This window comes from Poseidonocella sp. HB161398 (assembly GCF_005870025.1).
Classification (GTDB): domain Bacteria; phylum Pseudomonadota; class Alphaproteobacteria; order Rhodobacterales; family Rhodobacteraceae; genus Mangrovicoccus.
Genome location: NZ_VATA01000020.1, coordinates 22,288 through 35,729, shown reverse-complemented (window position 1 = coordinate 35,729; position 13,442 = coordinate 22,288). Strand labels below are relative to the sequence as shown.

Here is a 13,442-nt window from a genome sequence, read left to right as displayed (position 1 = left end):
CAGCGCCGCGTTCGGAGCATTCGCAACCGACAGGGGCGCCCCGGAAACGCGCCGGGCCGTGGCACCGCCGGGAAGAACGTCTCCCGCAGGGCATCCGTCAGGCGGTCGCGGAATGGCGGACCGCGACACGCCGGGACCGTGCGGCTAGAGGTCCTCGACCAGCTCGACCCCGGGCAGCGACTTCACCGCGCCCTTGATCTGCGGCGTCACCACGAACTCGCCGAGCTCCACCACGCCGTCGCCCTGGTAGCCCTCGCGGTTCATCCGCAGCAGGAGCTGCACCGGCGCGCGGCGCTGGCGGCGGGCCTCTTCGGTGGCGCGGCGCAGCAGGTCGGCGATGGTCATGGCCGGTCCGCCCGGATCGGCCTCGGCATCGAGATAGACGCGCATGCCCACCGGCCCGGCCTGGGCGGCAACGTCGTCGACCGGCGTCACCGAACGGCAGAGCAGCTTCAGCTGGTCCGACTCGCTCTCCGCCTCGACGGTCAGCACCACGTTCTGCCCCGGTTCCAGCAGGTCGCGGCTCTGCTCCAGCGTGTCGGAGAAGACCGTCACCTCGTAGAGACCCGTCGGGTCGGAGAGCTGGACGAAGGCGAAGCGGTTGCCACGGCTCGATTTCCGTTCCTGCCGCGCCGAGACCGCGCCCGCCAGCTTGGCGATGGCCTTGCCGTCGCGGCGGGCAAGCTGGGCGACCTCGGCCAGGGTCTGCACCTTCTGGCGGCGCAGCGGCGCCATGTAGTCGTCGAGCGGATGACCCGAAAGGTAGAAGCCGATCGCCTTGTGCTCCTCGCCCAGCCGCTCGGTCGGCAGCCAGTCGGAGACGTCGCGCAGCCGCGGCTCGGGCAGATCCTCGCCGGCCTCGCCGAAGAGCGAGACCTGGGCGGAGGCGCGCTGCTCGTGGATGGCGGCGGAATAGGCGACGAGCTGGTCGAGCGCGGCGAAGACGCGGTGGCGGTTGCGGTCGAGCTGGTCGAAGGCGCCGGCCCGGGCGAGCATCTCCAGCGGGCGCTTGCCGATCTGCTTCATATCCACCCGGCGGGCGAAGTCGAAGAGCGTGGCAAAGGGTTTCCCCGTCCCGCCCCGGGCTTGACCCGGGGCCTCCTGGCTGTCGGGGAGGTCCCGGGTCAAGCCCGGGACGCCGCGGGCTTCGGTGATCAGCCGCATCGCCTCGAGACCCACGTTCTTCAGCGCGCCGAGTCCGTAGATGATCTTTCCGTCCTTCACAGTGAAGGTCTCGGCCGAGCGGTTGACGCAGGGCGGCACGATCTCGATCTCCAGCCGCCGCCGCGCCTCCTCGGCATAGGTCGAGAGCTTGTCGGTCAGGTGGATATCGCAGTTCATGACGCCGGCCATGAACTCGACCGGGTGGTTCGCCTTCAACCAGGCCGTCTGGTAGGAGACAACCGCATAGGCGGCGGCGTGGGACTTGTTGAAGCCGTAATTGGCGAATTTCTCCAGAAGGTCGAAGACCTCGGTGGCCTTGCGCTTGTCGACGCCGTTCTTCGCCGCGCCCGACTCGAATTTCGGCCGCTCGGCATCCATCGCCTCCTTGATCTTCTTGCCCATGGCGCGGCGCAGAAGGTCGGCGCCGCCCAGGGAATAGCCCGCCATCTCCTGGGCGATCTGCATCACCTGCTCCTGGTAGACGATGATGCCCTGGGTCTCGGCCAGGATATGGTCGATCAGCGGGTGGATCGAGGTGATCTCGCGCAGCCCGTTCTTGACCTCGCAATAGACCGGGATGTTCTCCATCGGGCCGGGGCGGTAGAGCGCCACGAGCGCGACGATGTCCTCGATGCAGGTGGGCTTCATGCGCCGGAGCGCATCCATCATGCCCGAGCTTTCCACCTGGAACACCGCCACCGTCTTGGCATCGGCATAAAGACGGTAGGTCTTCGCGTCGTCGAGCGGGATGGCGTTGATCTGCCCCTCGGTCCCGGGCTCGGGCACGTAGAGCGGACTGCCGTCGGCGGCGACATGCAGCACCCTCCCCTGCCCCTCGATCAGGTCGATGGCGTTCTGGATCACCGTCAGCGTCTTGAGCCCGAGGAAGTCGAACTTCACCAGGCCCGCCTGCTCCACCCATTTCATGTTGAACTGGGTCGCGGGCATGTCCGAGCGCGGATCCTGGTAGAGCGGCACCAGCGCATCCAGCGGCCGGTCGCCGATCACCACGCCCGCCGCGTGGGTCGAGGCGTTGCGCAGGAGCCCCTCGACCTGCTGGCCGTAGGTCAGCAGCCGGTCGACCACCTCCTCGGATTTCGCCGCCTCGGCGAGCCGCGGCTCGTCCTTCAGCGCCTGCTCGATCGAGACCGGCTTCACCCCCTCGACCGGGATCATCTTCGACAGCCGGTCGACCTGGCCGAAGGGCATCTGCAGCACCCGGCCGACATCGCGCACCGCCGCCTTCGACAGGAGCGCGCCGAAGGTGATGATCTGGCCGACCTTGTCGCGGCCGTACTTCTCCTGCACGTAGCGGATCACCTCCTCGCGGCGGTCCATGCAGAAGTCGATGTCGAAGTCGGGCATCGAGACCCGTTCGGGGTTGAGGAACCGCTCGAAGAGCAGGCTGTAGCGCAGCGGATCGAGGTCGGTGATGGTCAGCGCATAGGCCACGAGGCTGCCCGCGCCCGAGCCCCGGCCCGGCCCGACCGGGATGTCGTGGTCCTTGGCCCATTTGATGAAGTCGGCCACGATCAGGAAGTAGCCGGGGAAGCCCATCCCCTCGATGATGCCCAGCTCGAATTCCAGCCGCTTCTCGTACTCCTCGACGCTGACCGCGTGGGGAATGACGGCAAGGCGGGCTTCCAGCCCGGCCTTGGCCTGGCGGCGCAGTTCCTCGACCTCGTCATCGGCGAATTTCGGCAGGATCGGCGCGCGGGTCGAGGCGGCGAAGGCGCAGCGGCGGGCGATCTCGACGGTATTCTCGATCGCCTCGGGCAGGTCGGCAAAAAGCGCGGCCATCTCGGCCGGCGATTTCAGGTAGTGCTGCGGCGTCAGCCGGCGGCGCGGCTGCGACTGGTCGACATAGGCGCCCTCGGCGATGCAGATCAGCGCGTCATGCGCCTCGTACATCGCCGGTTTCGGGAAATAGACGTCATTGGTCGCGACCAGCGGCAGGTTCATCGCATAGGCCAGCTCGACATGGCCGCGCTCGGTCAGCCGCTCCGCCTCGGGCTGGCCGTCCTCGCCGGGATGGCGCTGCAGCTCGACATAGAGCCGGTCGGGATAGGTCCGCGCCAGGACGCCGAGGAAGGCCTCGGCCTTCGGGCGGTGCCCGGCCTGCAGGAGCCGCCCCACCGGCCCGTCCGGTCCGCCGGAGAGGCAGATCAGTCCCTCGGCATGCGCGGCGAGCTCCGCGGGGGTGACGTGCGGCTCCTCGCCCGGGCGCGCGAGGTAGAGCGCCGAGTTCAGCTTCATCAGGTTTTCGTAGCCGGTCTCGTTCTGCGCCAGGAGCACGACCGGCGCGGGCGGCAGCACCCTCTCGCCGGGCACTTTCGGCGCGTATTCGACGGAGACCTGGCAGCCGATGATCGGCTGCACCCCGGATTTCGCCGCCCCGATCGAGAATTCCAGCGCGGCGAACATGTTGTTCGTGTCGGTCACCGCGACGGCGGGCATGTCCATCGCGGCGATCTGGTCCGGCAGCTTCTTGGTGCGCATCGCGCCTTCGAGAAGCGAGTATTCGGTATGGAGGCGGAGATGGATGAATCGGGGGGCACTGCTCATGCCGCGAAGCTACGCCCTGCGCGGTCCGGGGAAAAGGCCCAAGGCCCGACGCGGGGCCGCAGGCGGGGGCGCCGCCGCCATCCGCCTCTGCCGCAGCGGAAACCGTGCCGCGGCCCGCCCTGCGGCACGGGCGGCAGCCTGCCGCCCGGCGCGGGGCGCTCCTTTTACCGCTTCCCTTCCGGCAGCGCCCGCGGATATACAGCCTGCGATGTGCAGATGCCGGGCCCGCGCCCGTCCATGCGAGCGAGGTCCGCGTGTCCAGTAACAGCTTCCCGCCGGGTGTTCCGGCGGATCACGAAGATCGGCTCAAGGATCCCGACCGCCTGACCGCGCTGGAACGCAGCGCGCTTCTCGACACCCTTCCCGAGGAGGCCTTCGACCGTGCCGTGCGGCTCGCCACCAGCGTGATCGGCGCGCCGGTCGGACTGCTGTCGCTGGTCGACAGCGAGCGGCAGTTCTTCAAGGCGCAGACCGGCCTGCCCGAGGCGGTGGCCTGCAACCGCGGCACGCCGCTGTCGCAGAGCTTCTGCCAGTATGTCGTCACCTCCGGCCGGCCGCTTTCCGTCTCCGATGCGCGCATCCATCCGCTGCTGTCGAAGAACGGCGCGGTCTCCGGGCTGGGCGTGGTCGCCTATATGGGCGTGCCGATCCGCGGGCCGGACGGCCAGGTGCTGGGCTCGTTCTGCGGCATCGACAGCCAGCCCCGCCAATGGGGCGCGCGCGAACTGGCCGTGCTCGAGGATCTGGGCGCCATCATCGAGAGCGAGATCCGCCTGCGCCAGGAGATCTCCACCCGCCAGCTGCTGGTCGGCGAGCTGAACCACCGGGTGAAGAACCTGTTCTCGGTCGTCTCCGGCATGATCGGCATGACCGCGCGCGGCGCCGAGAGCCCCGCCGAGATGTCCGAGGCGCTGCGCGGGCGGATCAACGCCCTGGCGCGCGCCCATGACCTGATCCGCCCGGTGGTCACGCAGCAATCCGAAGGCCGCGCCGATGTCTCGCTGCAGGCGCTGGTGGTGACGCTGCTGGAACCGCACCTGATGCGCCAGGACGACCATGTCACCGTCACCGGCCCGACCCTGTCGCTGGGCGCGGGCGGGGCGACGAACCTGGCGCTGGTGCTGCACGAATTCGCCACCAATGCCGCGAAATACGGCGCGCTCTCGGTCCCCGAGGGCCATCTGGCAGTGACCTGGACGACCGAGGGCGGGCGGCTGCTGCTCGACTGGACCGAGACCGGCGGCCCGGCGGTCGAAGTGCCGGCCGCGGCGGGCTTCGGCTCGCGGCTGGTCGACATGACCGTGCGCGGCCATTTCCGCGGCTCGATGGAGACCGACTGGCGCCCCGACGGGCTGCACCGCCAGCTGGTCCTGCCGCTGGGCCGCGTCGAGATCTGAGCCCCGCCCGCGGGCGCCCAAATCGCAGGCATCCGCCCGGAAAAAAGCCGCTCCGCGGCGCCGGGCGCTTGCATTGAGCGGCAATTCCGACAAGCTGGGACACGGAGATTTCAACGCCGCCCGGGCTTTCCGCCGCATCGGGCCCGGACGGCGCGGGCCCTGCCCTCTTGCAGAGAAAGCGGCGACAGGACGACCATGGCCGACATCTCGTTTCTCCTCAACGGAGAGATCGTGCGCCTCGAGACCACCGACCCTACCGTGACATTGCTGGACTGGCTGCGCGAGACCCGCGGACTGACAGGCACCAAGGAAGGCTGCAACGAGGGCGATTGCGGCGCCTGCACCGTGATGGTGACCGATGGCGACGGACCCAGGGCGCTCAATGCCTGCATCCTCTTCCTGCCGCAGCTCCATGGCAAGGCGGTGCGCACGGTCGAGGGCATCGCCGGTCCGGATGGCAGCCTGCATCCGGTGCAGCAGGCGATGGTCGATCTGCACGGCTCGCAATGCGGCTTCTGCACGCCGGGCTTCGTCGCCTCGATGGCGGTCGCCCATACCGCCGGGGCCACCGACTACAATGACCGGCTGGCGGGCAATCTGTGCCGATGCACCGGCTATGCGCCGATCATCCGCGCCGCCGAAGCCGCGGCGGAGGCACCGGTGCCCGGCTGGATGGCGGAGGACCTGTCGGCGCTCGGCCCGCTCGCCTCGGACATGCCCGCGACCGCCGACGCGCTGGCCGAATGGTATCTCGCCCATCCCGAGGGCACGCTGATCGCCGGGGCGACCGATGTCGGGCTCTGGGTGACGAAGCAGTTCCGTTCCCTCGGCCCCGTCGCCTTCCTCAACCGCATCCCCGAGTTGTCCGGCATCTCCATGACCGGAGAGGCGATCCGCATCGGCGCCATGACCACCGTGACCGAGTTCGGCGCCTTCATCGCCGGTCATCATCCCGGGCTGGCGGCGATGATCCGCCGCTACGGCTCGGTGCAGGTGCGCAATGCCGCCACGATCGGCGGCAATATCGCCAATGGCTCGCCGATCGGCGACAGCCCGCCCGCGCTGATCGCGCTCGGGGCGCGGCTGCATCTGCGCCGCGGCGAGGCGCGGCGGGAGATCGCGCTGGAGGACTTCTTTCTCGATTACGGCAAGCAGGACCGGCAGCCCGGCGAATTCGTCGAGGCGGTCAGCATTCCGCGCCAGCCCGACCGGCTGCGCTGCTACAAGCTGTCGAAGCGCTTCGACCAGGACATTTCCGCGGTGATGGGCGGGCTGTCGGTCACCGTCGAGGACGGCACCGTCACCGCCGCCCGCATCGCCTTCGGCGGCATGGCGGGCATCCCGAAGCGCGCCGCAGCGGTCGAGGCCGCGCTGGCGGGCCGGCCCTGGACGCTGGAGACGGCCACCGCGGCCGCCGCCCAGATGGGCAGGGATTTCGAGCCGCTCACCGATATGCGCGCCTCCTCGGCCTACCGGCTGAAGGCGGCCGAGAACATGGTGATCCGCTATTTCCACGAGGACCAGGGCGTCGCCGCCAATGTGCTGGAGGTCTCGGCATGAGCGTGCAGAAACCCCTGCCCCACGATGCCGCCGCGCTCCATGTCACCGGCCGCGCGCGCTATGTCGACGACATCCCTGTCCCGGCGAACTGCCTGCACCTGGCCTTCGGCCTGTCGAAGATCGCAAAGGGGCGGCTCCTGTCGCTCGACCTGGAGGCGGTGCGCGCCGCGCCGGGCGTGGTGATGGTGCTGACGGCGGCGGATTTCGACCATGTCCCCGACTGCTCGCCCTCGGCCCATGACGAGCCGCTGCTCTGTACCGGCGACATCCATTTCGCCGGCCAGCCGCTCTTCCTCGTCGCCGCGACCAGCCATGGCGCGGCGCGGCGCGCGGCAGCGCTGGGACAGGCGGAGGTGGCCGAGGAGCCCGCGATCCTGAGCATCGACGAGGCGCTGGCCGCCGACAGCCGCTTCGAGGACGGGCCGCTGGTCTGGGGCCAGGGCGATCCCGACGCCGCCATGGCAAGCGCGGCGATGACCGCGACGGGCTCAATGGAGATCGGCGGGCAGGAGCATTTCTACCTCGAGGGCCAGGCCGCGCTGTCGGTGCCGCAGGAGGGCGGCGACATGCTGGTGCATTCCTCGACCCAGCATCCCAGCGAGATCCAGCACAAGGTCGCCGACGCGCTGGGAACCGGCATGCATGCCGTCCGGGTGGAGACCCGGCGGATGGGCGGCGGCTTCGGCGGCAAGGAGAGCCAGGGCAACTGGCTGGCCATTGCCACCGCCATCGTGGCGGCGCGGACCGGACGGCCCGCGAAGATGCGCTATGACCGCGACGACGACATGGTCATCACCGGCAAGCGCCATGACTTCCGCATCGACTACCAGGTCGGCTTCAGCCCCGAGGGACGGATCGAGGCGCTGGAATTCTGGCAGTACTGCCGCTGCGGCTGGGCGCTGGATCTGAGCCTCGCCATCGCCGACCGGGCGATGCTGCATGCCGACAATGCCTATCACCTGCCGGACGTCCGGATCACCTCGCACCGGCTGAAGACCAACACGGTCAGCGCCACCGCCTTCCGCGGCTTCGGCGGGCCGCAGGGCATGGTGGCGGTCGAGCGGGTCATCGACCATGTCGCCCATGCCACCGGGCGCGATCCGCTGGAGGTGCGGCGGGCGAACTACTACGCCGCCGCCCCGGCCGTGGCGCAGACCACGCCCTATGGCATGGCGATCGAGGATTTCGAGCTGCACGGCATGACCGACGCGCTGGCGGAAAGCTGCGGCTATGCCGCGCGCCGCGCCGCGATCCGCGACTGGAACGCCGGCAGCCCGGTGCTGAAGCGCGGCATCGCGCTGACCCCGGTCAAGTTCGGCATCAGCTTCACCCTCACCCATCTCAACCAGGCCGGCGCGCTGGTGCATCTCTACCAAGACGGCACGATCGCGATGAACCATGGCGGCACCGAGATGGGACAGGGGCTGTTCCAGAAGGTCGCGCAGGTCGCGGCCAGCCGCTTCGGCGTCGGCATGGGCCGGGTGAAGATCACCGCGACGGACACCGCCAAGGTCCCCAACACCTCGGCCACCGCCGCCTCCTCGGGCTCGGACCTGAACGGCATGGCGGTCAGGGCGGCCTGCGACACGATCGTCGCCCGGCTGGCCGAGTTCCTGGCCGAGCGCCACCAGGCCAGCCCGCGCGACGTGGTCTTCGCGGAGGACCGCGTGACCGTGGGCGGCGAAAGCTACGCCTTCGAGGAGGTCGCCAAGGCCGCCTACGAGGCGCGGATCAGCCTCTCGGCCACCGGCTTCTACAAGACCCCGAAGATCGAGTGGGACCGGATCGCGGGCAAGGGCCGGCCCTTCTACTACTTCGCCTATGGCGCGGCCTGCACCGAGGTGGTGCTTGACACGCTGACCGGCGAGAACCGCATCCTGCGGACCGACATCCTGCATGACTGCGGCCATTCGCTGAACCCGGCGCTCGATACCGGCCAGATCGAGGGCGCCTTCGTGCAGGGTGCGGGCTGGCTGACGATGGAGGAGCTGGTCTGGGACGCCAAGGGGCGGCTCAGGACGCATGCGCCCTCGACCTACAAGATCCCGGCCTGCTCGGACCGGCCGCCGGTCTTCAACGTGGCGCTCTGGGACCAGCCGAACCGCGAGGAGACGATCTACCGCTCGAAGGCGGTGGGCGAGCCGCCCTTCATGCTGGGCATCTCGAATTTCCTGGCGCTGTCGGACGCGGTGGCGGCCTGCGGCGGGGCCTATCCGGCGCTCGACGCCCCGGCCACGCCCGAACGGCTGCTCTGGGCGGTGGAGCGCGTCCGGTCATGAGCTTCGATCTGGAGGAACTGGCCCGCGCCGTGGACCGCCACGGCCGCGTGGCCCGCATCGTCGTGGCCGAGGCCCGGGGCTCGGCCCCGCGCGAGGCGGGGACCGCGATGCTGGTCTGGCAGGACGGCCAGTCCGGCACGATCGGCGGCGGCGCGCTGGAATACCGTGCGGCCGAAGCCGCGCGCGGGATGCTGGCGGCCGGCGGCACGCGGGTCACCCGCCAGGCGCTGGGACCGGCGCTGAACCAGTGCTGCGGCGGCGCCGTGACGCTGGTCACCGAGGTCTATGACGCGGCTGCTCTGCCCGCCGAAGGGCCGGTGCTGCGCCGGGTCGAGGGCCGCGCCGAGCTGCCCTTGGCGCTGCGGCACGACATGAAGGCGGCGCGCGGCCAGGGGCTGGCGCCGCGGCTGCGCCTGCTCGAGGGCTGGCTGATCGAGCCGGGCACGGCGCCGCGTCATCCGCTGTGGATCTTCGGCGCGGGCCATGTCGGCCGCGCGCTGGCCGAGGTGCTGGCGCCGCTGCCGGATTTCGCCCTGACCTGGGTCGATACCGGGCCCGGGCGCTTTCCCGACGCGATCCCCGCGGGCGTCACCGCCCTGCCCGCCCCCGACCCGGTCCGCGCCCTGGCGCTGGCCCCCGCAGAGGCGCAGATCCTGATCCTGACCTATTCGCACGAGCTCGACCTGGCGCTCTGCCATGCCGCGCTTTCCCGCGGGATGGGGCGGATCGGGCTGATCGGATCGGCGACGAAATGGGCACGTTTCCGCACAAGGCTTGGGCAGCTGGGCCATTCGCAGGCAGAAATCGCGAAAATTGCCTGCCCGATCGGCACGCCTGCCGCAGGGAAGCATCCGCAGGCGATTGCCGTCAGCACCGCTGCCGCGCTACTCCAGTCGCGGGTTCGTGAAGACACAGCAAGACAGGACCGCACGGGGTGAATTCGACAGACGACCTTCTGGTCATCGACGGGGTGACCAAGGCCTATCCCGGCGTGGTGGCCAATTCCGACGTGTCCTTCCGCATCAGGAAGGGCGAGGTGCATGCGCTTCTCGGCGAGAACGGCGCCGGGAAATCGACGCTGGTCAAGACGATCTACGGGCTGGTGACGCCCGATGCCGGGACCATGACGCTCGACGGACAGGCCTATGCGCCCGCCGAGCCCTCGGCCGCGCGCCAGGCCGGCGTGGCGATGGTGTTCCAGCATTTCTCGCTCTTCGACGCGCTCAGCGTGGCCGAGAACATCGCGCTCGGCATGGAGACCCCGCCGAAGCGCCGCGTGCTGGCCCGCCAGATCCGCGAGGTCTCCGAGGCCTACGGGTTGCCGCTCTCGCCGAACCGGCGGGTGGGCGACCTGTCCGCGGGCGAGCGCCAGCGGGTGGAGATCGTCCGCTGCCTGCTGCAGAACCCGCGGCTTCTCATCATGGACGAGCCGACCTCGGTGCTGACGCCTCAGGAGGTCGAGATCCTCTTCCGCACCTTGCGCCAGCTCTCCGCCGAGGGGACGGCGATCCTCTACATCTCGCACAAGCTCGACGAGATCCGCGCGCTCTGCGACACCGCGACGATCCTGCGCCACGGCAAGGTGGTCGGCGATTGCGTGCCGCGCGACACCTCGGCGCGGGACATGGCCGAGATGATGGTCGCCGCCAAGCTCGACACGCCGGTCAAGCATCCCGGCACCCGCGGCGAGGAGGTCTTCGCCGTCGACGGGCTGTCCCTGCCCGCCGCCAGCCAGTTCGGCACCGCGCTGAAGGACATCGCGTTCTCCGTCAGGAAGGGCGAGATCCTCGGCATCGGCGGCGTCGCGGGCAACGGCCAGGACGAGCTGTTCGCCGTGCTCTCGGGCGAGACCCGCACCGCGCCCGGCAGCGTCGCCTTCCAGGGCGCCCCGGTCGGCCGACTCGGCCCGCATGAACGGCGCGCCATCGGCATCCTCTCCGCCCCCGAAGAGCGGCTCGGCCATGCCGCCGCCCCGGACATGAGCCTGGCCGACAACGCGCTGATGACCGCCGCACTCCGGATGAAGCTGGCGCCGGGCGGCTGGATCGACTGGAAGGGCGTCCGCGCCTATGCCGAGAAAGTCATCAAGGGCTTCGACGTGCGCACGCCGGGCGCCCATACCGCCGCGGGCGCGCTTTCGGGCGGCAATCTGCAGAAATTCGTCGTCGGCCGCGAGGTGATGCAGGATCCTGCGCTGCTGATCGTCAACCAGCCGACCTGGGGCGTGGACGCCGCCGCCGCCGCCCATATCCGCAAGGCGCTGATCAAGCTCGCCGAAGAGGGCGCTGCGCTGATCGTCATCAGCCAGGATCTGGACGAGCTGATGGAGATCTCGGACCGGATCACCGCGATCTGCGACGGGCGCATGGTCCGCCCCCGCCCCGCGCAGGGGCTGACGATGAACGACCTCGGGCTCATGCTGGGCGGCCGGGACCCCGAAGAGGAGGCCGTGGCATGATCCGGCTGGAACGGCGCCCGGCGCCCTCGAAGAACTGGACCTACCTCGCCCCGCTGCTGGCCGTGGCCACGACGATGGCCGTCGGCGCGATCATGTTCGCGCTGCTCGGCAAGGATCCGTTCCTGGCGATCAAGACGATCTTCTGGGATCCCATCTTCTCGCCGCAATTCGGCAGCTATTCGCGGCCGCAGCTGCTGGTGAAGGCCGGACCGCTGATCCTGATCGCCATCGGGCTTTCCCTGGGCTTCCGCGCGGGCATCTGGAATATCGGCGCCGAGGGGCAGTACATCATGGGGGCGCTCGCGGGCGCCGCGGTGGCGCTGGCCGTCTATCCGATGGAGCTGCCGGTGCTGCTGCCCCTGATGGTGATCGCCGGCGCGCTCGGCGGCTGGGCCTGGGCGATGATCCCCGGGTTCTTGCGGACGATGTTCAACACCAACGAGATCCTCGTCTCGCTGCTGCTTGTCTATGTCGCCGAGCAGATCCTCGCCGCGGCCTCGGTCGGCTTCCTGCGGAACCCCGAGGGCGGCGGCTTTCCCGGCTCGCGCAACCTGCAGTCTTATCCGTCGGCGCACAACGCCGAGATCATCGCCAATTCCGGCATCCACTGGGGCGTGGTCGCCGCGCTGATCTCGGTGATCGCGGCCTATGTGCTGCTGCAGCGGCACATCCTCGGCTTCCACATCAAGCTGGCGGGCGAGGCGCCGCGGGCGGCGAAGCTCGCTGGCGTGAACCCGGCGCGGCTGATCCTCTTCTGCATGGGGGTCTCGGGCGCGCTGGCGGGGATGGCCGGGCTCTTCGAGGTCGCCGGTCCCGCGGGCAAGGTCTCGATCGATTTCGGCGCGGGCTACGGCTTTACCGCGATCATCGTCGCCTTCCTCGGACGGCTGCATCCGGTCGGCATCCTGCTGGCCGGGCTGCTGATGGCGCTGACCTATATCGGCGGCGAGCTGGCGCAGCTGATGCTGAGCCTGCCGGCCGCCGCGATCCAGGCCTTCCAGGGGATGCTGCTGTTCTTCCTGCTGGCCTTCGACGTCTTCAGCCACTACCGGCTGCGCCTCGCCCCGGGGAGGGCCGCGTGATGGATATTTCGCTGATCAACCTCGTGCCGCTCCTGATGGCGGCCTCGACCCCGATCCTGCTGGCCGGGCTCGGCGAGCTCGTCGTCGAGAAATCCGGCGTGCTGAACCTGGGCGTCGAGGGGATGATGATCGTCGGCGCGATCACCGGCTTCATGGCGGCGGTGGCGACAGGCTCGCCAACGCTGGGCTTTCTCGGCGGCGCCCTCGGTGGCGCGGCGATGGCGCTGATCTTCGGGCTGCTGACCCAGGGGCTGATGTCGAACCAGGTGGCGACCGGCCTGGCGCTGACGCTTTTCGGGCTGGGGCTCTCGGCGCTGCTCGGCCAGGGCTTCGTCGGGCTGAAGCCGCCCGCCACGCCGAAGCTGCCCGTCCCCGGGCTGTCCGAGCTGCCGGTGATCGGCCCGATGCTCTTCCGCCATGACCTGATGGTCTATCTCAGCCTCGCCGCGGTGGCCGCGGTCTGGGCCTTCCTGCGCTATTCGCGGCCCGGGCTGATCCTGCGCGCGGTCGGCGAGAACCACGCCGCCGCCCATGCGCTCGGCTACAAGGTCACGCGGATCCGCATCTACGCCATCCTCTTCGGCGGCGCGATGGCGGGGCTGGGCGGCGCCTATCTGAGCCTCGTGCGCGTGCCGCAATGGACCGAGGGCATGACCGCGGGCGCGGGCTGGATCGCGCTGGCACTGGTGGTCTTCGCCGCCTGGCGGCCGGTGCCGCTGCTGGTCGGGGCCTATCTTTTCGGCGGCATCACGGTTCTGCAGTTGAACATGCAGGCCGCAGGCGTCAACGTGCCGGTAGAGCTCCTGTCGATGTCGCCCTATGTCGTCACGATCCTCGTTCTGGTCGCCATGTCCGCCGCGGGCGCGGCCGCGGGCGCGCCGGGATCGCTGGGCCGGGCCTTCCATGCATCGCGCTGAGGCCGCTACGGGACGGACGG

General features: G+C 70.0%; 8 protein-coding genes. 7 read left to right on the top strand and 1 reads right to left on the bottom strand.

Features of this window, described 5'->3' with window-relative positions:
- Positions 1 to 144 precede the first annotated feature (144 nt).
- Positions 145 to 3,729 carry a DNA polymerase III subunit alpha gene (gene dnaE, locus FGX59_RS16760; RefSeq protein WP_138468292.1) on the bottom strand — a complete coding sequence of 1,195 codons (3,585 nt, stop codon included), beginning with the start codon at positions 3,727 to 3,729 and terminating at the stop codon, positions 145 to 147.
- 254 nt (positions 3,730 to 3,983) lie between these two features.
- On the opposite strand from dnaE, the gene FGX59_RS16755 reads away from it, so the two are divergent.
- The 7 genes from FGX59_RS16755 to FGX59_RS16725 all read left to right on the top strand — a co-directional run bounded on the left by FGX59_RS16755 (position 3,984) and on the right by FGX59_RS16725 (position 13,422).
- Complete coding sequence (locus FGX59_RS16755; RefSeq protein WP_138468291.1) at positions 3,984 to 5,126, top strand: HWE histidine kinase domain-containing protein; 1,143 nt, start codon at positions 3,984 to 3,986, stop codon at positions 5,124 to 5,126.
- A gap of 195 nt (positions 5,127 to 5,321) precedes the next feature.
- Positions 5,322 to 6,686, top strand: coding sequence for a xanthine dehydrogenase small subunit (gene xdhA, locus FGX59_RS16750; RefSeq protein WP_138468290.1), 1,365 nt, complete (start codon positions 5,322 to 5,324; stop codon positions 6,684 to 6,686).
- On the top strand, positions 6,683 to 8,965 hold the full coding sequence (xdhB, locus tag FGX59_RS16745; protein WP_138468289.1) for a xanthine dehydrogenase molybdopterin binding subunit: 2,283 nt from the start codon (positions 6,683 to 6,685) through the stop codon (positions 8,963 to 8,965). The genes xdhA and xdhB overlap by 4 nt, the downstream gene beginning before the upstream one ends.
- Positions 8,962 to 9,903 (top strand): xanthine dehydrogenase accessory protein XdhC, encoded by a 942-nt coding sequence (xdhC, locus tag FGX59_RS16740; protein ID WP_138468288.1) that lies wholly within the window; start codon positions 8,962 to 8,964, stop codon positions 9,901 to 9,903. Before xdhB ends, xdhC begins: the two co-directional genes overlap by 4 nt.
- On the top strand, positions 9,900 to 11,423 hold the full coding sequence (locus tag FGX59_RS16735; RefSeq protein ID WP_138468287.1) for an ABC transporter ATP-binding protein: 1,524 nt from the start codon (positions 9,900 to 9,902) through the stop codon (positions 11,421 to 11,423). Before xdhC ends, FGX59_RS16735 begins: the two co-directional genes overlap by 4 nt.
- A complete protein-coding gene (locus FGX59_RS16730; RefSeq protein ID WP_138468286.1) occupies positions 11,420 to 12,505 on the top strand; it encodes an ABC transporter permease in 1,086 nt (361 codons plus the stop codon). The genes FGX59_RS16735 and FGX59_RS16730 overlap by 4 nt, the downstream gene beginning before the upstream one ends.
- A complete protein-coding gene (locus FGX59_RS16725; RefSeq protein WP_138468285.1) occupies positions 12,505 to 13,422 on the top strand; it encodes an ABC transporter permease in 918 nt (305 codons plus the stop codon). The genes FGX59_RS16730 and FGX59_RS16725 overlap by 1 nt, the downstream gene beginning before the upstream one ends.
- Positions 13,423 to 13,442: the final 20 nt, after the last annotated feature.